Raw genomic sequence first — 21,051 nt, 5'->3', positions numbered from 1 at the left:
CGTCGGCAATACTGCGATGCTGTTGTCTGCTCGGGGGGATAGCGAGGCGGCCGGCATTCTGAGCGACGTGCTGGACGGTGCATCGCACGATGATGACCCTGATTATTTGCGGGTCGTGGCGCGTCGCTCAGCGGAGAATGCACGGGAACCGGCCCCCGAAGTCGTCGCCATATTCATGTCAGCCGTAACGCCGGCCGCCGATGCGACTGCCTGGCGCAACGGACCAACTCCCGAAGCCCTTGCGTCCAACCGCTGGCCGGCGACAACGCCCTCGCCGGCGGACAGACCCACCGGAGGCGCCCTTCCATGGTTCATGTTCGGCGGCGCGATCGCGGTGGTCATGTGGCGGATGGGCGCGCGGCGGCGGGGGCAGCTTGGACAGCAGCTCTAGGCCACCATCGGGATAGCATCAGCCCGCCGCCACTCAATCCCGAGTAAATCGATCGAGCCGCCGAAAGGCCTGCCGGCAACGCCCGAAATCAACAGGTTCAAGCCCGAATTCCCCGCGTTTACCGGGTCGCAGACAATTTCGAGCGCGTGCAGGCCATTAAGGGTCGGTAGTTCATGCTGTGGAGCGGCAGCGCCGGCGGCGCCGAGCGTCTTGGACAACGGCGGATTGACGTTCTGGGTTTGCAGGCGGAGCCTGGACAATCCGGTCACATTGTTGAGATTTACCAAGGCCCGTCCTCGCATCCGGGTAGAGGCTGGGTAGGCGAATACAACGTACCGACCGGCAAGCTGGATGTCGGAAGTAGAGACTGGAGTGCCGCTTAGCGCGACATTAATACACGGCCAGTCACCGCCGTATCGGCTACCCAGATCGGCGCAGTTTGCGACCGAATACGTGAGTTTCGTATCACCGTTGAGGGTTCCCGATCCTGTAAACGTCGCCGGCGGCGTCCCCACGACGCTGGAGGTGTCGACCTTTGTAAAACTGTCCGTGCCACCCATCGCTACGAAGCGTCCACCCGTCCCGAGGATATTTCCACGGACGGCGGTCACACTGTTGAACGCGATCCCCGATCCGATCAGCTCGACCGGCCGGAATCGATAGAGCTGTTCGGCAACGGCCTCGACGGCAAACGACTTCCGAAAGATGCCATAAGCGCTGCAATGGAGGCCGTCATTCGTCACGGCTCCAAAGGTTCCGCCCGCTCCGCCGATGGGGATGAAAGATGGACTTGCCGGGTCCAGCATCCACGGCATGGCGTCCACGAAGATCGCATCCGCAACGACCCTGCAATAATCCTCATAGGCGCGGTTCGCCGATGCGATTTGCCCCTGCTGCGTAGCAGTCAGATTGGTGCGCGGATCGATCGACATCAGGATAAGATTGCGGCAACCCGCCGCGCGGATCACATCGTGATAGTTTCGGATGTTGGCGATGATGGCTTCCGAAGTCATATTGGCGAGCACGACGTCATTGGTTCCGATCGTCATGACGACGTCAATGATATCCCCGGTTGCCGATGCAGTTTCGATCGCGGTGACGATCGTTGCCATACGCGCCGGGCTGGTCAGATTATTGCCGCTGTTGGACGTATTGGTGCCACCAACACCAAATTGCCGACCACCGACCCACGCGTCCAGATTGAGGCGCGCGACGGCCCACTCAAAAGCTCCGACGCCTTCGCCCGTCTTGCTGTCGCCGTCGCCCCACAGCTGAACAAAGGGCTGCGCCCCGATCAGTCGGTGGGCGGGCAGTGCAAAATTGCTGCCTCCCTGCGCGACCGGGATAAACATCGAGTTCGACAGCGGACCTGCCATTGCCAGCTCGGAAATCATCTTGTCAGCCATGCCCGCCCTTTCTCATGCAATCCATGCCGGACCTTGGATCAAGCACCCTCGGCCCGGCATCGATGCGATCTTGTGGGAAGCCTGCCCGACAAGATCGAAGGCTAGGCGGCCGTCAAAGCCTCCAGCGGGAGATTGGAGATGATCAACTCGCCCGCCTCGGTGTGGCGGGTGCCGATCTGATAGGTGGTGTTCACGGGCAGCTGGGCGAACCGGGCAAAGGTTTCACGCACGTCGGGATTGTCGTTGATCGACAGCAGGAATCGGCCTTTGATGCCGCCGAGCTGGGACGCGAGCGCCGCGAAGTCCGCACGGGCGAAGACATCGGCGCCATAATCCCGCTCGCAATTCCAGTAGGGCGGGTCGAGATAGAATAGCGCGCCGGCGCGATCATAGCGGCGGATGAAATCGCCATAGGGTAGCTGCTCGATCACCACGGATCGCATCCGCTCATGGAGCGCGGCGAGCATCGGCTCGATCTTGCCAGCGTCGAAGCGCGCCGGCGCGGCCGCGTCCACGCCGAAACTGCGGCCGACGACTTTGCCGCCAAAGGCAAGGCGCTGCAGGTAGAGGAACCGCACCGCGCGCTGCAGATCGGTAAGGTGCTCGGGATCTTGCGCGAGCATCCGCCGGAACTCCGCACGGCTCGAAACGCGAAAACGAAGCTGATCGATCACATAGGCGGGATGTTCGGCCAGGCAGCGGAACAGGGTGACGATGTCGCCGGAGATATCGTTGATCGCCTCGGCGCGCGGCCGCATCTTTCGCCGCAGGAAGATGCCGCCCATGCCGACGAACGGTTCGGCATAGCTGCTATGCGGCGTGCGATCGATAATCGCGCAGATCCTGCGCGCGAGGTTGCGCTTGCCGCCGATATAGCCGGCGACGGGAGAAACGGGGTTAACGGGTTCAAGCGCGCTATACATGTAGGATTTCCTGCGCAAATGGGTTCCCCGGTCGACCGACACGGGGGATCGAAGGGCGGCGCGCCGCCCGGAGAATGCGAGGCAGGATCTCGCAAGGGTGAGGGATGTTGACGCATCCCGCCCCCCTCGGGGTTGCGACGATGGCCTTGGGCCACCGCCGGATGCTTATTCGGCCGCTGGCTCGGGTTCGTTGCCGATGACGCCCAGGCTGATCTTGGCCGCAACGCCGCGCCCAACCTCTTCCGCGCGGGTGCGCGTGGCGGCAGCGTCATAGCTGCCATCGGATTTCAGCACCGCGTTGATGCTGCGCTTGTGGGCGATTTCGCCGGTCTTGAAGGTGGCAGGAACGCTGCGGGTTTCGGGATCGAACTTGCCGAGGGTGATCTTCATGGCTTCTCTCTTGGGCTGGGGATCAAAGGGCGGCAGGGGCGACAGGCCAGATGGCGGCGCCGGGATCTTCGGAGCAGCTTTCCGGCAGGTCGCGGAGGGCCTGGCGATATGCGGTCCATTCCGCCCGCCGCGTGGCGGTGAACGGCGCGTCGGGCAGCACCGCGAAATCGCTTTCCCGCAACAGCCGGTCGCGCTTTTCGCGCAGACGGCGGAGCAGATCGGCATTGTCCAGCGGCGGCGGATCGACCGCGACGGGATCACCATTTTCGTCAGGCATGATGATCCGCCCCAGCTGGCCCTGCGCGAGCAGTTCCTCGCGCCGCTGCGCCGTGACCGGGCGGACATCCGCCGGGAAATCGACGTGGATGTCCGCATCGTAGAAACCACGCGTCGAGGGGCTGAAATAGAGCGGCATGAACGATGATCCTCAGTTGCCCAGCGCCATCCACCAGGCGCTGGCCGTGGGCGCGGCATTCCAGAAATCGGCGCCGGTTTTGGATACCTGATAGGGCAGGGGACAGTTGGCCTGCGCATCGCCGTTGCCCAGCTCGGTCGCGACGCCGGAATGGATGTGAAAACAGGCGTTGGGGAAGGCGATGGGGAAGGTGATCGACCCATAGCTGTTGCTCTGCACCGTCACCCGGCCCCATTGCAGGATCAGGCCATTGGGCAGCAGGCAATAGCCGGTGGCGGCCAGCGTCCCGCTCGGGATCAGATCGCTTGCGTGCAGGCCGTCGAGCAGATCGGCGTCAATGCCGGTGCCCGATCCATCAACCGTCAGCAGCTTCGCGCGCACGTCGGCGGCCGTGTAGCTGGCGGCGTTGAGCGGCGTGTAGCCCAGCCGCGCTGGGACGTTCGAATAATAAGAGCCGTCCTGACCATCCAGCAGATCGGCGTCGATACCCGATCCCGAGCCATCGACCGTCAACAGCTTTGCGCGGATGTCGCTGGCGGTATAGCCGGCGGCGTTCAGCGGCGTGTAGCCGAGGCGGCCGACCACATCCGTGTAATAGCTGCCCTGCTGGCCATCGAGCAGATCAGCGTCGAGGCCCGATCCGGCACCGTCATTCGTCGCATCCCAGACGGTATAGCCGGAGCGCGTGATTGCCCCGCCCACATTCAACGCGCCGCCCGTCGTCATCGACATCAGGACGCTGCCGCTGCCGTTTTCCCAGCTCCAAGCCCCATTGTTGAACCAGCGCATCGGCATGGCGCTGGAAACCGACCCCCAGTTATTGCAGTAGATCGCATTGCCGGGAGCGGACATCACAATTTCGGAAGCATAGATCCGCCCGGTGAAAGACGCGCCCGTCAGCAGCGCGAATTCCGTCGCCTGGCGGCCGTCGAGCAGATCAGCGTCCAGCCCGGAGCCGGCGCCGTCATTCGCCGAATTCCAGATCTTGCGCCAATCGTTCCAGGCGCTGCTGTTCTGCTTGTTGCGCCACTCCAGATCGCCGCCATAGGAAAAGCGCATCTGGACGGGGCCGGTCGATCCGAAGGCATTCAACGTCAGCAGCGTCGCCGAAAATCCGCTAAACTGCTCGTAATAAATGCCATTGCCGGCAAGGTCGCCGATCGCGCCGGTCTGAACAACGCCACGATAGGCGATATAATCGGCACCATGCTGGCCATCGAGCAGATCGGCATCGAGGCCCGACCCCGCGCCATCATTGCCGGCGTGCCAGATCAGGCTGTTGCCCCAGCGGACATCGACCGCAGAAACGCGCAGCGCGTTATTCTGCGCATAAGTGGTCGCGCCGGAGATCGAGCCGATGGCGATATAGGCATATTGCGGGGTCTCACTGGAGCCATAGGCGCCGTAGATCGCGCGGACGTCGCTATCGCTGTTGCCGGAGATTGAATAGCCGCGCGCCCACCCGCCGACATAGCCGGTGCGGGAAGCCGCCACAGACATGCCGCTCGCCTGGCTTTCCGCATAGCTGCCGGCAGGTTGTTTCAGGATATAGCGATCATCGTGCAGATGGGCGCCGGTGGCGAATGCGCTGGCATGCTGGCCGTCGAGCATGTCGGCGTTCAGGCCGTTGCCGTGGCCTTCGTCCTTGAGCGCCGCGCCCTTGAGCGACAGCGCCATGCGCAGTGCCACCGCGCTCGCGCTGGGGAGCAGCGATTTCATGAAGGCCGATGGCGCCCCGGCACCGAGGCGATCGTTCAGCCAACTGGTGACGGCCGCCGACATCGCCTTGGGCGTGACCGCGCGGGCCACGTCCACGCCGGTCGTTGCCTCGGCGTCCGTCGCCAGCTCGACAACGCCGAGCATTTCCGTCGTCGCCGGCGGATTGAGGAAATTGGTATCGCCGAAGCTGATATCGGTCGCGGCGATATCTTCGAACCGGCAGTCGATCGCCAGCAGCAGCATGGAGGCCGCCGCCTTTTCGGCGATCACGTCGGCCTGGCTATAGACGGCGAACAGCGTGCCATCGCCAAGATACAGGCCCACGGTGCGCACCGTGTAGCTATCGGCGCTTTCATCGCGAACGATCAGGTGGATCGTGTCGGGCGAAACGGCCGTGCCCGCCAGCGTGGCGATGCGCTTGGTCTCGTTCGGGATGGCGACCGTGGCCGGCGTCGCGGCGATCGTCGTCGGCGATACGCCGCATCGCGCGATGACAACCGGCGCGGTGCCAGTGTGCTGGGCATTGACCAGCGCCGCGCGACCGGCGCTGGTGATGATGATTTCAAGGGCCATGGTCGATCCCGGCTAGAGAGGCAGGCGGCGCAAGGTCGATCAGTCGAGGCCGAGGACGAGCGTGCCCACCGGGAAGCTGACGCTGGTCCCTACGGCCGCCGTCTTCTGCCCGTTCAGGATCGTTCCGCGCATCAGCAGGTTGCCGCCGGCGGCCGCATCGAACAGGCCGAAATGGCTGATGTCCGCCGCACCGGCGGCGGCGCCGTAATCGACGACCGCGCTGTTGCTCATTTTGCTGGCGCCGCCGACGTCGCTGATCGGCCCGAACGTCGCTGCCACGCGGCCCGCCGCGCGGATCGTCGTCGTCACCTCGGCGCCGCCGGTGCCGGCGTCGAGCGGATCACCGTTGAACAGCCCGACATAGGCCGCCACCGGCGCCGGCGGCATGGCCGTGCCCTTCAACCACTGCAGCACCTTGGTTTCGAGATAGTCGCTCATCGCGGTCATTTTCGGTCTCCCTGCGGGCGCCAGGCGTAGCCATGGCCAAAAAGATTGATGATCGGGGCGCCGGGCATGACGCGGCGGATCTCGGCAATGCGGACTGCCATGCTGCGCCCCGCGTCTTCGCCCTCGCTGCCGATGCGTTCGGCGAGGACGCCATGGCTGACGGCGGCACCGCGGGCCTTGACCAGCGCGTGCAGCGCTTCGAACGTCGAAGGGCGTAGGCGCACCTGCTGACCGCGCCAGATCGCGATCCGGCTTCCGGGATCGAGGAACAGGCCACCGCTCCCGATCGGCCGGTCCTGCCGAAGATCGTAACCGCAATGGTTGCAAAAGGCCGGGCCGAAGGGCTGCATCATTCAGCCTCCATCAGCAGCGCGCCACCGTCCTCGAGCAGCAGCCGCCCGCCATCTTCCAGACGAAGCGAAGCGAGCAGCATGACGATGGCCACATCGCCGCTCGCCTGGCCGGCGCCTTCCGCCTCGGCCGCGATGGGAAGGGCGGTGGCCAGATCGCCGGCCGCTTCGCCGGTGGCGACGGCATCGGCGGCGATCGGCAGCGTCATGGCGATATCGCCGGTCGCCTCGCTTGTGCCCTGCGCCGCGCCTTCCATGGCCGATCCGGCGCGCAGATCGCCCTGCGCCTGCCCCTGCGCAGCGGCTTCACCGCCAAGGTGGATCGCCAAGGCGGGCGCGGCCTGCGCCTGCCCCTGGCCGCGCGCCTCGCCCGTCAGGTCCGCCGCGATCGCAATGTCGCCCGCCGCGTCGCCCGCACCCTGCGCCACGCCTTCCAGCGACAGGCCGGGCGGCGGCACATAGGCGGCGGCAGCAAAGGACAGCCGGGCATAGACGGCGGGGCGGATTGCCCCGACCAGGCCGATGCGCGCAGTCGCGGTCAGGCCTTGCGTGAAGGTGAAGTGGCTGCGCACCGGCTTGGCGCGGATCACTTCGGCGATGACCTGATCGACGAAGGCGGCACTGGCCGGCGCGTCATCACGATCGAGGTTCAGGACCAGCTCGAAAGTGTGGGGCGTCCCGCGCGGCGCGGTTTCCCACCATTCGCGCAACGCGACCGATCCGCCGAAGCTGGCGACGACGGTGCGCACCGATTCAACGGTGCCCTTGCGCCGTGCGATCGGGATGGCCTGCCGCGCGCGCGCGCGCTTGATGCTTTCGGGCCAATCGGATGACCATGCGTCGAGCGACAATTCCCACACCAGCCACGGCAGCAGATCGATCGCGCTGGTTGACGGGTTTTTCAGCGTCCGCAGCGGCGTCGGCACATCGCCGATCCGCGCGATCGCCTGTTCGATCGCGCGTTCCAGCATCGTGGCGTTGGGCGGCAGCAGGCTCATCGCCTACTCACCAACCCCGACATGGGTGACGGTGATGGCCGAACACCAGCTCGCCGCGTCGCGATCGAGGATGATATCCGCCGCCGGGGCGATCAGGTTGACGTTCTGGACGCCCTCGCTGTGGAGCGCGGCGAAGATGCCCGAACGCGTCACGTCGCGACCCAGCCGATGGCTGTCGTCGATATAGGCATCCAAGCGCCGGCGGGCCTCGGCAATAACGACGCTGCCATCGGGGCCGGCAAAGGTGCGCACCTCGGCCGTGACGACGAAGGGCACGATGGTGGCGCCCTGCACCGTGACGAAATCGGTAAGCGGGCGGACGCCTTCGCCGGAGATCCGCGTTTCGACGATATCGAGCAGTTCTGGCGACGCGGTGCCATCGCCGAGGCGCGACAGCACGGTGACAACCACTTCGCCGGGGCTGGGGCTGGTGGCGCTCGCGTCGAGGACGTCCGGGTCGGCCGAAAGCGTGTGAAAGATGTAGGCGCCTTCGGGGCCGGCGACCGAGAAGCCTTCGGGCGCGAGCACGATCCTCCGCCGGAAATCCACGTCGGATTCCATCGTCGGCGCAACGCCGAGCTGCTCATCGCCGGGATCGAGCATCAGGCGCTGGACGCCCATCAGCGCGCCCAGATTATCGAGATCGGCCCCCATGGCATAAGCGACCATGTTGGCGCGGGCCGCTTCGTTGACGCGCTGGCGGATCAGATGCTCGCGATAGGCGGCGACCTGCAGCAGCTTGACCGCCGGATCGGATTCCACCGTCGCGTCAAAATCGGGCAGCAGCTCCACCAGGCGCGCAAGCATCGCCGCGTAGATCGCCTCGTAAGACAGCTCCTCGATCAGCGTCGGCGCGGGCAGGCGCGACAGATCGACGGCGGTGAAGGTGGCGGAATGGTCGGCCATGGCGCCATGTCGACGACGATCGCCGGCGGCGGCCATAACCCCCTGTTGTGGAAAGCCCTTCCCACAAGATAAGCGATCAGGCCGCCTTTTGGTCGAGGTGGGTGATGAGCAGATCGAGGACGCGGTTGCGCTCCGCGACGGTCATGCCGATCAGCACGCGGCGCGGATATCGCACCGCCGGCGCCTTCGGGGCGGGGCGATCCGATCCGCCGTCCTGATGGATGCCGGCGATCGCGGCGGCGCTGCCGCTGAACCCGACCCAAAGTTCCAGATCGCTGGCGTCCGAACGCAAATAGCGGGCGCCGCGCAGCTTGCGGAACATGGCGCGACGGCGGATCGATCCGCGCCGGCGCAGCTTCCCGCCGGCACGCGCCTTATCCTCGGCCTCGACGGGCAGCCAACGGTCCACCTTGTCCCAGAAGAAGCTGCGAATGCCGCCGGCCTCGATGTCGAAGCCGGTGAGCAGCGGGCCTTGGCGGACCCAGCTTTTCATGACGACGAGGCGAGGGGCTGGCGATCCCTTGGGATAGAGGAAGCGCACGGGATAGGCGCCGGGCGTGGCCGGTGGCCGTTCCTTGCGCGGAGCGTAAGCGCCGCCATCGGGATCGCGCTGCGCGGCGATGCGCGCGCCCTGCGATTTGCGGAGATCCCGCGCGATCGCGCGCAGCAGCCGGCGCCGCTCGGCCGCCGACAGGCTGGCGACCATGGCGCCGGCCATGCGCTCCAGCTCTATCAGCTCATTCGCGTCGATAGCCGCCACGTCAGGGCTGGAATTCGGGATCGCTGGTCTGGGCGATCAGCGTATCGCGCAGGAAAAGCTGCCACAGCTTCGCGTTGCCGGGCAGCAGATCAAGGTCGCGTGGGTTTCCGGGGTTCGGGTGGCTGACAGCATAGCCGCCGTCTTCGCGCGGCGTGACGACGGCGGGTTCGGTCAGCGCGACGCGGATCGAAACGTCCTGGCTATCCTGATCGAGGATTTCGGCTTCGAAGCTGAACGGTTCGACGCCGGGACGCCCCAGCAGCTCGGGCTGGTTGTCGGCAATCCACGCGAGGATCGGCACGACGAGATGGTTGGTGCTGCCCGTGAAGCCTTCGAACACCAGATTGACGACATAGCGATATTCGAACGACAGGCTGGGGCCGTGGCCGCCCGCGACGGTGCCGTTGTCGATGAATAGCGCCAGGCGTTCGGGATTGTCGCGTAAGCCCGGCACCGTTTCCAGCAGCAGCTTCTTCAGGCTTTCCGCCTTGCGCATCAGCGGTCACCCGCGCAGGCGCCGGGCACATGCCAGCGGATCAGACGGACAAGTTGATCATGCGTCGCGGCAGAGAAGGCGGCGATCCGTTTCATGGCCGCGCGCACCGGGGCCGGGATCTGCGCTGCCGCGTCGGTCGGGAAACCTTCCGGCGCCTGCGGGCACAGGATCAGGTCTGCCGGCGGGGGATCGTTCACCGCGACGGCGACGATCGCAGCGGGTGGAGCGTCAACGGCCCGGTGGGCGCAGGCCGCCAAGGCCATTGAGAGCATCAAACCAATCGCCGGCAACGCGGTCATCCGCAGGCACTTCTTCATCGGCTTTCTCCATCTGCCGGGCAGCGTCGAGGCGCGCGCCCGTCTGGTTGGCGGCAAGGGTTCGATCATCGGCGATCTTGGTGGCGCGCGTGGCCGCCGCGTCCGCCAGCAGGCGGTTGCTGGCGGCCTGCGATTCGCGATCGATGCGTGCCAGTTCGGCAATGCGCCGGGTGCAGGGCACGCCGCCGCCCTCGGCCGCCGCGTCGAAGCTGCTGCCGGCGGCGAGACAGGCCGTGTTCGCCCACGCGGCGAGCCGATCGCGATCGGCGCGCGTGGTGGCCCATGTCGCATAGAGACCGGCGGCGACGGCGGCGAGCAGGATCAGGATCACGGTTTCCCGCGATCCGGTCAGCAGCGCCCATGCGGATCGGACGAGCTTGATCATCGTCAGGCTCCGCCGGATGGGGAGGGGGGCAGCCAGCCGGGCACTTCGGCCTGCACGTCGAAGCACGGGCAGACCTTCGTCCATTCGAACGGATCGACCTTGCCGTTTCCGTTCAGATCCGGCGACAGATCGCGATGGCCGAGGATGCGCGCGGGCGGGACGTTGTAGCGCCGGGCGACGCTACGGACGAGGCTCGCCAGTGCCGCCTTCTGCGCGGGCGTGCGGGTGTCCGCCGGCTTCCCGTTCGCATCGAGACCGCCGACATAGACGATCCCGATCGAAGATGCGTTGTAGCCGGCGGCGTTGGCGCCGACCTCATATTCCTGCCGCCCGATATGGACGGTGCCATCGGCATAGATCACGTAGTGATAGCCGCAGGGCCGCGATGCGCCCTTGCCGAAGCCGCGCGCCTTATGATCGCGGTCGATATCCGCGATGGTATAGGGCCGCCCGACGCGCGTGGCGGTGCAATGGACGTTGATGCGGTCAATTTTGCGCACTGTTACAGCCTTCCACGTCGTGGATTGGACAATCGTTGCAGGGAGATGCGAGGGTTAGGCAGGCGCGAACCCGCTCGATCAGCGAGGCGAGATGCGCGCGCTTATCCTCAGCCGCTGCCCTTCGCTCCGCCGGGATCTCAACTCCGCCGATCAGCAGCCATGCATCGCACGATGTCCGTTGGTCGGGTGTAAGCGGATCCACGACTACGTAGGCACCCGTGACGGGATCGACTTCGCAGTGGATCCCATCGATCAAATCCACCTGAAACATCGATTCACAGGGGAGGGATAGGCAGTCCATCAGCGGCCCTTTCCGAAAAGGCGGTCAATCAGCCGAGCAGGCAGGTCCGCCAGCACGTCGCCGGCGGCGGCGATCACGCGCGGCGTTGCATCGAAGGCGAGAAGCGCGATCGCGAAGGCGATCGACTGCGCGACGAATTCGTTCCAGCCCGTCAGCTGGATCACGCCGATGGTGGCGTAATAGCTGACTGTCGAGCCAACGACCCATTGCAGGATGCGCTGGCGCCAGGGCAGGCCCGGCTTCCATGCCTGTGCGACAGCCGATCCGATCAGCGACGGGGCCAGCGCGCCAAGTGCGGACAATGCGGGTTCGAGGATGTGGCGAAGGTCCATGCGTCAATCCCACAGGTTGATAAGAGGGTCGGCGACGGCGACGGGCGCCATGTCGGGGATGGTGACGGGCGTGCCGAGCGGCAGCACCGGCCCGAAATCGGCAAGGCCGGGATTGGCTTCCAGCACCGCGCCGATCGCGGCCGAGCCGAGTGCGGCCTCCCGCCAGATCAATGCATCGAGCGTGTCGCCCTGGCGCGCGCGGACCATGATCGGCATCAGATCAGTTCGACCGTGGTGCGGCTCTTGCCCAGAATGTCGCGCACGGCATGGAGCGCATCGCGGCGCAGCTCGCCCACCGAAGGGTCAAGATCCTCGGCGCGGCGTTCGCCGGGGCCGGTGATATCGATGTCGCGATAGCGTTCGACGATCTCCGCCTTCGCGTTGAGGGCGACGGCGCGGACATAGAGGTGCAGCAGGCGCGACTGGCCGTCGATCGACGGCGCGGGAACGGCGGCGAGCGAGGCATGGCCGGCGGCGTCCTGCCCAGCCTGCCATGCGCCAAGATCGTTGGTCACGGTGATGATGGCGGCAATCAGCGCCTCGCGCAGCCGCGCCGGCGTCACCGCTTCGCGGATGCGATAGCCTTCGCGGATCTTGCGCGGATCGATTGCGGGAAACCAGCCGCCGGCGATCGGCGCGTCGGCGGGGCCGGGTTCGGGGGGAACGGGTGGATCGTCGAGATTGATGACGAAGGACATCGGGCCGCCTCACGGGCTTACGGGGGTGAGGATCGGGGCAGAAAGCGGCCCTGCGGCCATGATGGCCTCCCGCTTCGCGCGATCCGCCCCCGAGCGCCGGGGGGCGAGCTGGTCAGGCGGCGGTGCCGCCCTGATCGGTATCGGCCGGGGCTTCGCCCTCGGCCTTCGTTTCGGTCTGTTCAGCGTCGGTCGGGGTTTCGCCCCCGCCCTGTTCGGCCGCCTTTTCGGCCGCTGCCGCAGCGGCGTCGATCACGGCGATCAGCTTTTCGGCGCGCTTGATCCTGCCTTGCACGCCGATGCGGCTGTCGTGGCCGTGTGCCTTGCGGAAGGCATTGGCGGCGGCCAGCAGCGCGGTGCGCGCGGCGGGGCCGGCTTCGGCTTCCTCGCCCTGGCGCATATGTTCGATGCCGATCGCCTTGTAGAGCTTGGCGCGCGGTTCATCGTGCAGATCGATGTCGTCGGTCAGCGTGGCGACGCGTTCCAGCACGGCCAGCTCGAACGCCTCGCCGGCATTCTGCTGCTTGAGCGCCGCGTCGGCGATCTCCTCGAGGACAACGGTGGCGACGTCGCGATTGTAGCGCGCCGGCATCGCGACCTTGTGCCGGAGCAGGAAGGGGACGAGATCCAGCGCTTCGCCATAGGCCGCCGTGTCGATCAGCCACACCATATAGGTCGGCACGATCTCGGCCGTGGTGCCCGCGCCGACGCCAGCGTCCGCCGCCACCGTACCTTCGACCCAGCTCTGATATTCGGGCAGCATCACCGCCTTGGCCGCGATCTTGCCGCTGACCGCCTTGATTTCCTTCAAGCGGCGGAGATCATGGGTGAAGCGCAGCGCGACTTGCGCGGCCGCGCGTTCTGCCGGTGGGTTTTGCGCTCCCGCCGCCGGCGTGGGGGTGCCGGCGGCGGGAGGCTGCCCCGCCCCACGATTGGGAGCGGACGCAACGGTTTGGGCAGCAAGGATGCGATCCCTGTGACGGCGAGCGAGGCTCATGTGCGTGTCCTGTCAGGTGGGGCGGTTAGCGAAGGCCTGTGTCGGCCGATCAGGCGGGCTTCTTGCCCATGACGATGTTTTCGACGAAGGCGCAGCGGCCGTAATCCTCGACCACGAAGTCCTCGTTGACGCTCTCGTAATTCTCGATCTGGTCGAGCGCCGGTTCATCCTTGATCTGGCGGCGGCGCGTCTCTTCCTGCCAATAGATCGACAGGTTATCGAGGCTGGTGATCAGCAGGCCATCTTCCGGGAAGAAGGGCACGATGATCGCGCGCTTGCCGGCGAGCTGCTTGGGCAAAGTGAGGATGCGGTGCGCCGCCTCGCCCTCGGTCGCCGTATCGCCAGCGGCCTGCAGCAGGTTCAGATACTTGTCCTTCACCAGCTTCCAGCCGACGATGACGACAAGATCGGTATCGCCGCGATGCCAGGGATCGAGCAGATCCAGCGCGTCGAAGGCGAGCGCATCGAGATTGGCGTAATCGGCCTTCGCGGTGGCGATGTTCGTCGCGTCGGCGTCGACCACCTCGACACCCGAAGCGACATAGATCGCCTTGGTCGGGTTGGCGGTCAGCGCGCCGTCGTCAAGATAGCGCGCCGGCGCGCGCGTGCGGATCTTGTGGAGCCAGCCCTCGTTGACGTCCTGCAGCAGCGGATTGGCAACGCGATCGGTCCCCGCCGCCGCCGACGTGCCGTTGAAGCCGATCATGATCCGGTCGCGGCCCTGCTGTTTCAGGATCGCATCGCGCAGCAGCGTCTGGAACTCCGGCTTATGCCGCCATGCGTCGATCTTCGCATATTTGATCGCATGGTCGTAATTGGTCTGCCGGCAGAAATAGGTGCCTTCGTCCGAGGTGTCGGTGGGGTCGGTCGGCGTGCGGCGATTGCCGGCGGCCGTGTTGGTGCGCCCGGCGATGGATCGGGTGACGCCCACACCTACCTTTTGGCCGGTCTGCTCCGGCACGCCGATGATCTGGATCTGCTGCAGAAACTCGCTCGATTCCTGAATCTTCTCTTCGAGCGTCTGTTCGACCGCGGGCGAGACGGTGAATTTGACGGATGCGTCGGCGACGCCGTTCAGCAGCGCGATCTGGCTGACATAGGCGGTGAACAGCAGGCGGGTCGAGTTGCGCATTGAGTGCTCCTAGGGGCGGGCTGGCAGGGGCGTGGGCGTGCGGTTGCGGGCGCGGATCAGCAGTCCGTCTGGATCGTCCCGCCGCCGCCGGTCGCCGGGGGGCGGGTGAAATTGCCGGGCTGTTCGGTCTTTTCGAGCTGGGCCTTGAGCGCGCCGAGATCCGCCGCGAGCTTGTCGACGCGGGCGGTGGTGGCAGTGGCCGAGGTCTCCATCGCTGCCGTCATCCGCGACATGCCCTCGGCCAGCTGCGCGAGCGCGACATTGTCATTGGCCGGCTTGGGATCGGGCTGCGCCGGCGGCTCCTGCTGTTGCGGCTTGGCGGTCAGGCTTGCGAAAAAGTCTTTCACCGCTGCGAATGCGCCGGCGCTGGGATCGGGCGCCGAAGGCTCGATGGCCAGTTCGATTTCTTCCGCCGGCGTGAACAGGTTGGGCCGCGACATGGCCGCGAATTTCAGGGGTTCGGTGCCCAGCGAGGCCGGGCTGTCCGTCACCGCCAGGCCGACCAGATAGGCCTTGCCCGTGCCGGCGAAATTCGGGTGGATCTCGCACGAGGTGAACAGCTTCTGCCCGGCCTTGTTGATCTCGACCAGCTGATCGTTGGCCTCGATCTCCGCGAACAGGCCCAGACGGGGCTGATCCTTGCCGTCGATCTTGAGTGAAACCGCCTCGGTTTTCAGCGACAGCACGGAGCCATAGGCGTTGAAGGGCCGATCGGGGCTGTAACCGGCGATATGCTCGCAATTGATGCGCGCCGTATAGGTGTCGGGCGTGTAGGACGCGGCCATTTCTTCCAGCCACTGGCGCGTGATCTCACGCCCGTCGACGGTGGCGCCTTCGACGGCGATGCGGAAGAATTTGGACTTGGCCATGAACGGTCCCTCGGATTGCTGCAGCGTGGCGTGATCGCCGCCGAACAGGGACCGAAGGGGCCGTGAGGCTCAAGCAAGTCATGGTGTGGGAAGGTATTTCCACAAGATGACGGCCGTGGGCGGGGCGTGGGCGCCGCTTAACGTCCGCCGCGATGAATGATGCGCGCGTCCCTCCGATCGTCCCGCCTGCCTATGTGCAGTTCGATCCGCGCCGCCATGCGCGCAGCCTGTTCTGGCGTGGCTGGGGCATCAGCCAGATCGCCGACGAATTCGCCCTGCACGGCATTGCGAACGAAAAGGGCGATGCGATCGCGCGCTCCACCATCGAAAGCTGGAAGCAACGCGATCGCTGGGACGATGCGCCTTCGATCCGCAAGCTGGAAGACGCGATCGAAATCCGGTTCATGGCGCTGGTCGCCAAGGAGAAGAAGACCGCCGGCGACCTCGCCGAGCTGGATTCGCTCGGCCGCCAGATCGCCACGCTTGCCCGCGTCCGCCGCTATGAAGAGCCGGGCGGCCATGAGGGCGACCTCAACGAAAATGTCGGCAACCGCAACGCCGGGCCGCGCAAGAAGCCGAAAAAGAACCATTTCACCGAGGAGCAATGCGCCGAGCTGAAGCGCATCTTCCTTGCCGGCCTCTACGATTATCAGCGCAAATGGTGGGACGAGAAGGATCAGCGCACGCGCATGATCCTCAAGTCGCGCCAGATCGGTGCGACCTATTATTTCGCCTTCGAAGCGCTGATCGACGCGATCGAAACGGGCCGAAACCAGATCTTCCTGTCGGCCTCCAAGGCGCAGGCGCATCAGTTCCGGTCCTACATCGTCAGCTTCGCCAAGCTGGTCGGGGTGAGCCTCACCGGCGACCCGATGCTGATCACGTCGGATCTGCGCCCGGCCGAGGAAGCGGCGGCCGAATTCCACTTCCTTGGCACGAACTTTCGCACGGCGCAGGGCCGGCACGGAAATTTCTATTTCGACGAATTCTTCTGGGTCCATTCGTTCGAGGAGCTGAACAAGGTCGCCTCGGGCATGGCGACCCATAAGAAATGGCGAAAAACCTACTTTTCCACGCCATCGACTGTCGCCCACCCGGCCTATCCCTATTGGACGGGCGAGCGCCGCAACCGGCGACGGAAAAAGGCCGATCGGGTTGAATTCGATGTCAGCCATGCCGCGCTGGCTGCCGGATCGGTCGGGCCGGATCGGATCTGGCGCCATATCGTCACCATTCGCGACGCCGAAGCCGGTGGCTGTGACCTGTTCGATATCGACGAGCTGCAGGACGAATATGCGCCCGACGAATTCGCCAACCTGTTTGGGTGCGAGTTTGTCGATGACAGCCTGTCCGCCTTCAAGTTCAACGACCTGATCGCCTGCGGCTGCGACAGCCTGGCCGATTGGGAGGATTTCAACCCCGACGCCGATCGTCCCTATGGCAGCCGATCGGTGTGGGCGGGCTATGATCCGCAGGAAAGCGAGGACGGCGACAACGCCGCGCTGGTCATTGCCGCGCCGCCGCTGGTCGAGGGCGGGCCGTTCCGCCTGCTCGAGCGCCACCAGCTCCGGGGCTTGGATTTCGAGCAGCAGGCCGAATTCATCAAGGCGGTGCTCAAGCGGTACAACTGCACCTATCTCGGCATCGACGCCAAGGGCGTCGGCGCCGGCGTCTATCAGCTGCTCGCCAAGCCGGGCGCGATGCCCAATACCGCCGTGGCGAAGATCGAATATTCGCTCGAGCTGAAAGCCGGCATGATCATGAAGGCGCAGAACGTCATCCGGCGTGGCCGCCTGGCGTTCGACGGTGGGTGGCTGGATCTCGTGTCCGCCTTCGTCTCGATCAAGAAAACGCTGACCACCAGCGGGCGCAACGTCACCTTCAAGGCCGGGCGCGGCGGCAATGACGGCCACGCCGATCTCGCCTGGGCGACGATGCATATCCTGATGAACGAGCCGCTCGACGGGAAGGAACGGCCGAAATCAACCATGGAGATTTTCTGATGAGCAAGCGCGCGCGCCGCATGAGCCGGGCCGAGGCCCGCGACGCCCGTTCCGGCGCGATCGAGGCGTCCAATGACAATCGCGGCATTCAGGCGTTCAGCTTCGGCGATCCCGAGCCGGTGCTTGATCGCGCCACCATGCTCGAGATGTTCGAATGCTGGCACAATCATCGTTGGTACGAGCCGCCGGTGCCCTTCCATGGCCTTGCCCGCGCCTTCCGCGTTTCGCCGCACCACAGCTCGGCGATCCTGCTCAAGCGCAACCTGCTGGCTGCCAGCCTTGATCCGACGCCCTGGCTGTCGCGCAAGACGTTCATGGCTGCCGTGATGGACTATCTCGTTTTCGGCAACGCATTCTTCGAGATCCGGCGCAACCGCCTGGGCGGGGTGCTCGATATCGGCCACAGCCTCGCCAAATACACCCGGCGCGGCGTGAAGCCGGGCACCTTCTGGTGGACGCCCAGCCAGCGCGACGAGGTGGAATATCCCGAAGGGCGCATCGCCGCGATCATGGCGCCTGATATCAATCAGGAGATCTATGGGCTGCCCGAATATCTGTCGGCCCTGCAGTCGGCGCTGCTCAACGAAAGCGCGACACTGTTCCGCCGCCGCTATTATCTGAACGGCAGCCATGCCGGCTATATCCTGTACGCGACGGGCCAGTTCGCGGATGGCGATGTCGACAAGATGAAGGAGGCCCTGAAAAACGCGAAGGGACCGGGCAATTTCCGCAATCTGTTGCTCCACGCGCCCGATGGCAAACAGGATGGCCTCAAGCTGCTGCCGATCGCCGAGGCCGGGGCGAAGGACGAGTTTCTCGGCATCAAGAACACGACGCGCGACGACGTCCTAGCCGCGCACCGTGTGCCGCCCCAGCTGCTCGGCATCGTGCCCGCCAATGCCGGCGGCTTCGGCGATCCGGCCAAGGCGCTAGACGGGTTCTTCGAACTGGAGATCGAGCCGCTGCAGGCCGTGTTCCTCGATCTCAACGATCAGCTCGGCGTCGAAGCGGTGCGCTTCCGCGAACGGGTGCGCGCCGAAGCGGCGTGATAGATCACGAAAGGAAGCGGAGACATGACCGTCAGACCCGAAGCCGACGCGATGATAGCCTTCCTGAACGAGTTGCTCGCGCTCGACAGTTCCTTTGTGAACGACCTCGTTTCCCATCGACCGCCCTGCGGGTGTGCAATTGCGAACCATCCCTCCGTTCAAGTGGCGAAGCATGGTGACACCTATCGCACTGGTATTCTTGGCGTAATCAACGGGTTTTTGGGAACAATCGACCACGGCCCTATGGCGGGCTGGGGGCCCATTATCGCCGTGTTTGAAGGCGATACGATTGCCCGGTTCCGCAGAACTGACGGCTAATTTCCAAAGTCAGGGCGTCGGGAAACCGGCGCCCTTTTTGTTGTCGGCGACGGCGAAGATTTCCTCGCGGATCGCCGCCAGGCGGTCGCCGAAGGTTCCCCATGTCGCCGAGATCTTCGCACGATCGTTCACGCGCTCCACGATGCCCTGAAAGGTCTCGAGAGATAGGCCGAGGACCGTCGCGTCGATGCGGAGCTGCTCGACCTGATAGAAGCGGCGCGCGTCGCCACGCCGCGCGCCGATGAACGCAAAGCGCCTGATGGCAGCGTCGTCGCTGGTCGCCAGCTCGAAAAAGCGGCGCTGATACTCCTGCAGTCCGTCCATGCCAGCGTTGTGATCGGTCACCATCCTCATGTCCAGTCAGTGGTGCCGACGCACCATGCGGTCGAACTCGGCCGCGAGGGCTGCCGCCCCGAGGGGGCGCCCCGCTCGCCGCGACCCCAAATCGCGCGCTTTTCCCCCCGCCTCGCCCGCGCACTTTTCATGTCCCTTTTGATGCACGATCCGATCAGGCCGGAAATGGCCGGCAGCCTAGGCCGATGAATGATCTGCAGAGGCGACGCGCTGATGCGCTTTGATGCAGCCACCGGCCCCACTCTTATCGTCCAGGCGCGCTTGCGGGTGGATCACGGCGCAGCGGTCAATCCGCGTGAGGCTTTCGCCGCCGGTGGCCGCCAGAGGATATGGCATAGGCGGGAAACCGCAACATCCGCTACCTGCCCCGAAATCGATAGGTCAACCTATTGGATTGCAATGGAAATCTGTGTTGCCTTTGAGGCGTTACCTTTCGTCACCTCTGGCGCGAAAAAACGCAACACCCGCAGAAATCCTAGGGTTTTTCGATATGAAATGTTGCCTTTTTCTAACGTTACCTTGTTGCGGTGAGGTTGCCCTTTTTGTTGCGTCAAAAACCGCAGATTTCCGCCAAGGTAACGGATGTTGCCTTTTTTCCGGAATAGCCGTCATCATGTAATGGCCGGCTCCGTTCCACAGCCACCGCCACACTCAATGGCGAGAGAACGACGCTGATGGCATAAACTCGAGCACAGCCTTTTCCGCGAGCGCCAACTCTTTGAGGATGTCGTCGCGCGCGCGCACCGCGACCGCGCACGCGATCAAACAGCGCGAACAGCCGCGCGAGCAGGCGGGTGTCGCCCGGTAGATGTTTGGCATGTCGCCAGGGTGAGCGTTCGGTCTATGATCGGCCGCAGCTTTAGCCATGGGGTCTGATCCCTCGGTTGGAGTTAGGCCCGGTGTAAGGTTGCCGCCTTATACCGGGCCGCATCACTTCTCATACATATTATGAGAACGTCAATGAAATAATGAAGGGTGTCGGTTTAACCGACACCCTTCATTAAAGGTTTGACAAGCTCATACGTTTACAAGATGCATCTTGTCATGAAAAAGGATCACCCCATTGCGTTCCGCGTGGACGCCGAGCTTAAATCGGCCTTGGAGAAAGCCGCCAAAGATGATCAGCGGTCGCTGTCATCTCTTGTGGTGAAAATACTCACTGACTGGCTTCGCGCGAAGGGTTATCTGCAGGGGTGAGAGACCGCGTGGACGCTCTAATTCCGATTGATTTCGATGGCGAAATTTTCCGCATCTTGGGCCGAAACGGTGAGCCTTGGTTTGTCCTACCTGACCTTTGCCACGCTCTCGGGATTCGCAACTCGCGAGATGTGGCGTCGCGCCTAGACGACGAAGACAAAGCGACTATTCAAAGTGCGACCCTTGGCGGCCGACAGGAGGTGACTCTCGTCAGCGAACCGGGGGCGCTGCAGATAATCCTTCGATCTGATGCGGCTCTCAAACCGGGCACAAGCGCTTATCGTCTCCGGCGCCTGGTAACCCACGAAGTCCTCCCCTCGATCCGCAAGCATGGCTGCTACCCGCCGCCCGCGATTGATCCGATCGCGGCCGACAGCCTGTACGATGGCATTGAGAAGAGTGTTGGCGATCGTTTCCGCGAGGAGCGGCTTCGCTGGGAGGCGGAAAGTGGCAAGCCGCTGGCCGCACTCCCCGGTTTCTCGACCCCGATCATCCGTGCGATCGAACAAGGTCACGGCGGTATCCGAAAAGGCAAACGCATCGAGGTGCTGATCTACGCCGAGATCGACGTGCTCTATGTGTTGACAGGCCGCCGACAGATTACGGGGCAGGAAAGGCGCGTCATCAATGCGATGCGCGATGGCGGCGATGTCCTACGCTCGACGGTGCTGGCTCGCGCCAACGCCATCAAGCTGCTGGCTAGCAACGCCTAGGCGCTATCGAGCCGGGATCTCACACCGATCGCCGAATATGGTAAGGTATATGGAAAATGGCGGGGAGGTTCGCCGCTTAGGCTCGTTATATCAATTCGTTAGGCCGATTATTTAA

At 64.8% G+C, this 21,051-nt stretch carries 28 protein-coding genes; 6 read left to right on the top strand and 22 right to left on the bottom strand.

The features are described 5' to 3' along the window. Window positions 1-387: 387 nt before the first annotated feature. The 20 genes from CHB74_RS03645 to CHB74_RS03545 all read right to left on the bottom strand — a co-directional run bounded on the left by CHB74_RS03645 (window position 388) and on the right by CHB74_RS03545 (window position 15,302). Window positions 388-1,797: an SGNH/GDSL hydrolase family protein gene (locus CHB74_RS03645; RefSeq protein ID WP_089218246.1), complete on the bottom strand. Its 1,410-nt coding sequence runs from the start codon at window positions 1,795-1,797 to the stop codon at window positions 388-390. A 101-nt stretch (window positions 1,798-1,898) separates the two neighbouring features. After that, window positions 1,899-2,720 (bottom strand): DNA adenine methylase, encoded by an 822-nt coding sequence (locus CHB74_RS03640; protein ID WP_089218245.1) that lies wholly within the window; start codon window positions 2,718-2,720, stop codon window positions 1,899-1,901. 165 nt (window positions 2,721-2,885) lie between these two features. Beyond that, window positions 2,886-3,110, bottom strand: a complete 225-nt coding sequence (locus CHB74_RS03635) for a hypothetical protein (protein WP_089218244.1) — start codon at window positions 3,108-3,110, stop codon at window positions 2,886-2,888. A 22-nt stretch (window positions 3,111-3,132) separates the two neighbouring features. After that, window positions 3,133-3,525, bottom strand: coding sequence for a tail fiber assembly protein (locus CHB74_RS03630; protein WP_089218243.1), 393 nt, complete (start codon window positions 3,523-3,525; stop codon window positions 3,133-3,135). A gap of 12 nt (window positions 3,526-3,537) precedes the next feature. After that, window positions 3,538-5,817 carry a gp53-like domain-containing protein gene (locus CHB74_RS03625; RefSeq protein WP_089218242.1) on the bottom strand — a complete coding sequence of 760 codons (2,280 nt, stop codon included), beginning with the start codon at window positions 5,815-5,817 and terminating at the stop codon, window positions 3,538-3,540. A 39-nt stretch (window positions 5,818-5,856) separates the two neighbouring features. Then, complete coding sequence (locus CHB74_RS03620; RefSeq protein ID WP_089218241.1) at window positions 5,857-6,264, bottom strand: phage tail fiber protein; 408 nt, start codon at window positions 6,262-6,264, stop codon at window positions 5,857-5,859. Beyond that, complete coding sequence (locus tag CHB74_RS03615; protein WP_089218240.1) at window positions 6,261-6,617, bottom strand: winged helix-turn-helix domain-containing protein; 357 nt, start codon at window positions 6,615-6,617, stop codon at window positions 6,261-6,263. The genes CHB74_RS03620 and CHB74_RS03615 overlap by 4 nt, the downstream gene beginning before the upstream one ends. Next, complete coding sequence (locus tag CHB74_RS22210) at window positions 6,614-7,612, bottom strand: phage tail protein I (protein ID WP_218821375.1); 999 nt, start codon at window positions 7,610-7,612, stop codon at window positions 6,614-6,616. The genes CHB74_RS03615 and CHB74_RS22210 overlap by 4 nt, the downstream gene beginning before the upstream one ends. A 3-nt stretch (window positions 7,613-7,615) precedes the next feature. After that, window positions 7,616-8,518 carry a baseplate assembly protein gene (locus tag CHB74_RS03605; RefSeq protein ID WP_089218309.1) on the bottom strand — a complete coding sequence of 301 codons (903 nt, stop codon included), beginning with the start codon at window positions 8,516-8,518 and terminating at the stop codon, window positions 7,616-7,618. Between the two features lie 76 nt (window positions 8,519-8,594). Beyond that, window positions 8,595-9,278: a phage virion morphogenesis protein gene (locus CHB74_RS03600; RefSeq protein ID WP_245842588.1), complete on the bottom strand. Its 684-nt coding sequence runs from the start codon at window positions 9,276-9,278 to the stop codon at window positions 8,595-8,597. 1 nt (window position 9,279) lies between these two features. Continuing rightward, a complete protein-coding gene (locus CHB74_RS03595) occupies window positions 9,280-9,774 on the bottom strand; it encodes a phage tail protein (RefSeq protein WP_089218239.1) in 495 nt (164 codons plus the stop codon). After that, window positions 9,774-9,971 (bottom strand): hypothetical protein, encoded by a 198-nt coding sequence (locus tag CHB74_RS03590; protein ID WP_245842586.1) that lies wholly within the window; start codon window positions 9,969-9,971, stop codon window positions 9,774-9,776. Before CHB74_RS03590 ends, CHB74_RS03595 begins: the two co-directional genes overlap by 1 nt. Before the next feature lie 31 nt (window positions 9,972-10,002). Then, window positions 10,003-10,476 carry a hypothetical protein gene (locus CHB74_RS03585; protein WP_089218237.1) on the bottom strand — a complete coding sequence of 158 codons (474 nt, stop codon included), beginning with the start codon at window positions 10,474-10,476 and terminating at the stop codon, window positions 10,003-10,005. A 2-nt stretch (window positions 10,477-10,478) separates the two neighbouring features. Beyond that, the gene (locus tag CHB74_RS03580; protein ID WP_089218236.1) at window positions 10,479-10,976 is read right to left on the bottom strand and encodes an N-acetylmuramoyl-L-alanine amidase; all 498 of its coding nucleotides are present in this window, start codon (window positions 10,974-10,976) and stop codon (window positions 10,479-10,481) included. A 300-nt stretch (window positions 10,977-11,276) separates the two neighbouring features. Continuing rightward, window positions 11,277-11,609 (bottom strand): hypothetical protein, encoded by a 333-nt coding sequence (locus CHB74_RS03570; RefSeq protein ID WP_089218234.1) that lies wholly within the window; start codon window positions 11,607-11,609, stop codon window positions 11,277-11,279. 3 nt (window positions 11,610-11,612) lie between these two features. Continuing rightward, window positions 11,613-11,825 (bottom strand): tail protein X, encoded by a 213-nt coding sequence (locus tag CHB74_RS03565; protein ID WP_089218233.1) that lies wholly within the window; start codon window positions 11,823-11,825, stop codon window positions 11,613-11,615. Then, on the bottom strand, window positions 11,825-12,307 hold the full coding sequence (locus tag CHB74_RS03560) for a head completion/stabilization protein (protein ID WP_089218232.1): 483 nt from the start codon (window positions 12,305-12,307) through the stop codon (window positions 11,825-11,827). The genes CHB74_RS03565 and CHB74_RS03560 overlap by 1 nt, the downstream gene beginning before the upstream one ends. 112 nt (window positions 12,308-12,419) lie before the next feature. After that, entirely contained in the window at window positions 12,420-13,301 is an 882-nt protein-coding gene (gpM, locus tag CHB74_RS03555; protein WP_089218231.1) for a phage terminase small subunit, read from the bottom strand. A gap of 49 nt (window positions 13,302-13,350) precedes the next feature. Continuing rightward, window positions 13,351-14,433 carry a phage major capsid protein, P2 family gene (locus CHB74_RS03550; protein ID WP_089218230.1) on the bottom strand — a complete coding sequence of 361 codons (1,083 nt, stop codon included), beginning with the start codon at window positions 14,431-14,433 and terminating at the stop codon, window positions 13,351-13,353. 56 nt (window positions 14,434-14,489) lie between these two features. After that, a complete protein-coding gene (locus CHB74_RS03545; protein ID WP_089218229.1) occupies window positions 14,490-15,302 on the bottom strand; it encodes a GPO family capsid scaffolding protein in 813 nt (270 codons plus the stop codon). A 194-nt stretch (window positions 15,303-15,496) separates the two neighbouring features. Here CHB74_RS03545 and CHB74_RS03540 point away from each other — a divergent pair, with 194 nt between their 5' ends. Genes CHB74_RS03540 through CHB74_RS03530 form a run of 3 tightly spaced genes read left to right on the top strand, consistent with a single transcriptional unit; the run spans window position 15,497 to window position 18,672 of the window. Further along, on the top strand, window positions 15,497-17,305 hold the full coding sequence (locus CHB74_RS03540) for a terminase large subunit domain-containing protein (protein WP_245842584.1): 1,809 nt from the start codon (window positions 15,497-15,499) through the stop codon (window positions 17,303-17,305). After that, entirely contained in the window at window positions 17,305-18,354 is a 1,050-nt protein-coding gene (locus tag CHB74_RS03535) for a phage portal protein (protein WP_089218227.1), read from the top strand. Before CHB74_RS03540 ends, CHB74_RS03535 begins: the two co-directional genes overlap by 1 nt. A 24-nt stretch (window positions 18,355-18,378) precedes the next feature. Beyond that, window positions 18,379-18,672 carry a hypothetical protein gene (locus CHB74_RS03530; RefSeq protein WP_089218226.1) on the top strand — a complete coding sequence of 98 codons (294 nt, stop codon included), beginning with the start codon at window positions 18,379-18,381 and terminating at the stop codon, window positions 18,670-18,672. A gap of 9 nt (window positions 18,673-18,681) precedes the next feature. Here the strand turns inward: CHB74_RS03530 and CHB74_RS03525 are convergent, their stop codons facing one another. Next, window positions 18,682-19,020, bottom strand: coding sequence for a hypothetical protein (locus CHB74_RS03525; protein WP_144033704.1), 339 nt, complete (start codon window positions 19,018-19,020; stop codon window positions 18,682-18,684). A gap of 219 nt (window positions 19,021-19,239) precedes the next feature. Here CHB74_RS03525 and CHB74_RS21535 point away from each other — a divergent pair, with 219 nt between their 5' ends. Continuing rightward, a complete protein-coding gene (locus tag CHB74_RS21535; protein WP_144033703.1) occupies window positions 19,240-19,557 on the top strand; it encodes a hypothetical protein in 318 nt (105 codons plus the stop codon). 120 nt (window positions 19,558-19,677) lie between these two features. On the opposite strand, the gene CHB74_RS21530 is transcribed toward CHB74_RS21535, so the two are convergent. Continuing rightward, window positions 19,678-19,893, bottom strand: a complete 216-nt coding sequence (locus tag CHB74_RS21530; RefSeq protein WP_144033702.1) for a hypothetical protein — start codon at window positions 19,891-19,893, stop codon at window positions 19,678-19,680. Between the two features lie 177 nt (window positions 19,894-20,070). Here CHB74_RS21530 and CHB74_RS21900 point away from each other — a divergent pair, with 177 nt between their 5' ends. Together CHB74_RS21900 and CHB74_RS03520 are read left to right on the top strand one after the other, a co-directional pair. Then, window positions 20,071-20,223, top strand: coding sequence for a ribbon-helix-helix domain-containing protein (locus tag CHB74_RS21900; protein ID WP_179220702.1), 153 nt, complete (start codon window positions 20,071-20,073; stop codon window positions 20,221-20,223). Between the two features lie 8 nt (window positions 20,224-20,231). Then, window positions 20,232-20,936 carry a BRO-N domain-containing protein gene (locus CHB74_RS03520; protein ID WP_179220701.1) on the top strand — a complete coding sequence of 235 codons (705 nt, stop codon included), beginning with the start codon at window positions 20,232-20,234 and terminating at the stop codon, window positions 20,934-20,936. Window positions 20,937-21,051: the final 115 nt, after the last annotated feature.

The organism is Edaphosphingomonas laterariae (genome assembly GCF_900188165.1).
In the GTDB taxonomy this organism is placed as follows: Bacteria; Pseudomonadota; Alphaproteobacteria; order Sphingomonadales; family Sphingomonadaceae; genus Sphingomonas_E; species Sphingomonas_E laterariae.
This window is presented reverse-complemented; position numbering and strand designations above follow the sequence as displayed.

What these genes read in the sequence shown, in the direction of transcription:
- CHB74_RS21530 (WP_144033702.1), bottom strand. Translation starts at nt 19,893, where the DNA reads ATGGCTAAAGCTGCGGCCGATCATAGACCGAACGCTCACCCTGGCGAC.
- CHB74_RS03645 (WP_089218246.1), bottom strand. Translation starts at nt 1,797, where the DNA reads ATGGCTGACAAGATGATTTCCGAGCTGGCAATGGCAGGTCCGCTGTCG.
- CHB74_RS03560 (WP_089218232.1), bottom strand. Translation starts at nt 12,307, where the DNA reads ATGTCCTTCGTCATCAATCTCGACGATCCACCCGTTCCCCCCGAACCC.
- CHB74_RS03615 (WP_089218240.1), bottom strand. Translation starts at nt 6,617, where the DNA reads ATGATGCAGCCCTTCGGCCCGGCCTTTTGCAACCATTGCGGTTACGAT.
- CHB74_RS03620 (WP_089218241.1), bottom strand. Translation starts at nt 6,264, where the DNA reads ATGACCGCGATGAGCGACTATCTCGAAACCAAGGTGCTGCAGTGGTTG.
- CHB74_RS21535 (WP_144033703.1), top strand. Translation starts at nt 19,240, where the DNA reads ATGCGCTTTGATGCAGCCACCGGCCCCACTCTTATCGTCCAGGCGCGC.
- CHB74_RS03605 (WP_089218309.1), bottom strand. Translation starts at nt 8,518, where the DNA reads ATGGCCGACCATTCCGCCACCTTCACCGCCGTCGATCTGTCGCGCCTG.
- CHB74_RS03625 (WP_089218242.1), bottom strand. Translation starts at nt 5,817, where the DNA reads ATGGCCCTTGAAATCATCATCACCAGCGCCGGTCGCGCGGCGCTGGTC.
- CHB74_RS03525 (WP_144033704.1), bottom strand. Translation starts at nt 19,020, where the DNA reads ATGGTGACCGATCACAACGCTGGCATGGACGGACTGCAGGAGTATCAG.
- CHB74_RS03570 (WP_089218234.1), bottom strand. Translation starts at nt 11,609, where the DNA reads ATGGACCTTCGCCACATCCTCGAACCCGCATTGTCCGCACTTGGCGCG.
- CHB74_RS03635 (WP_089218244.1), bottom strand. Translation starts at nt 3,110, where the DNA reads ATGAAGATCACCCTCGGCAAGTTCGATCCCGAAACCCGCAGCGTTCCT.
- CHB74_RS22210 (WP_218821375.1), bottom strand. Translation starts at nt 7,612, where the DNA reads ATGAGCCTGCTGCCGCCCAACGCCACGATGCTGGAACGCGCGATCGAA.
- gpM (WP_089218231.1), bottom strand. Translation starts at nt 13,301, where the DNA reads ATGAGCCTCGCTCGCCGTCACAGGGATCGCATCCTTGCTGCCCAAACC.
- CHB74_RS03530 (WP_089218226.1), top strand. Translation starts at nt 18,379, where the DNA reads ATGACCGTCAGACCCGAAGCCGACGCGATGATAGCCTTCCTGAACGAG.
- CHB74_RS03535 (WP_089218227.1), top strand. Translation starts at nt 17,305, where the DNA reads ATGAGCAAGCGCGCGCGCCGCATGAGCCGGGCCGAGGCCCGCGACGCC.
- CHB74_RS03640 (WP_089218245.1), bottom strand. Translation starts at nt 2,720, where the DNA reads ATGTATAGCGCGCTTGAACCCGTTAACCCCGTTTCTCCCGTCGCCGGC.
- CHB74_RS03545 (WP_089218229.1), bottom strand. Translation starts at nt 15,302, where the DNA reads ATGGCCAAGTCCAAATTCTTCCGCATCGCCGTCGAAGGCGCCACCGTC.
- CHB74_RS03630 (WP_089218243.1), bottom strand. Translation starts at nt 3,525, where the DNA reads ATGCCGCTCTATTTCAGCCCCTCGACGCGTGGTTTCTACGATGCGGAC.
- CHB74_RS03595 (WP_089218239.1), bottom strand. Translation starts at nt 9,774, where the DNA reads ATGCGCAAGGCGGAAAGCCTGAAGAAGCTGCTGCTGGAAACGGTGCCG.
- CHB74_RS03565 (WP_089218233.1), bottom strand. Translation starts at nt 11,825, where the DNA reads ATGCCGATCATGGTCCGCGCGCGCCAGGGCGACACGCTCGATGCATTG.
- CHB74_RS03550 (WP_089218230.1), bottom strand. Translation starts at nt 14,433, where the DNA reads ATGCGCAACTCGACCCGCCTGCTGTTCACCGCCTATGTCAGCCAGATC.
- CHB74_RS21900 (WP_179220702.1), top strand. Translation starts at nt 20,071, where the DNA reads ATGAAAAAGGATCACCCCATTGCGTTCCGCGTGGACGCCGAGCTTAAA.
- CHB74_RS03585 (WP_089218237.1), bottom strand. Translation starts at nt 10,476, where the DNA reads ATGATCAAGCTCGTCCGATCCGCATGGGCGCTGCTGACCGGATCGCGG.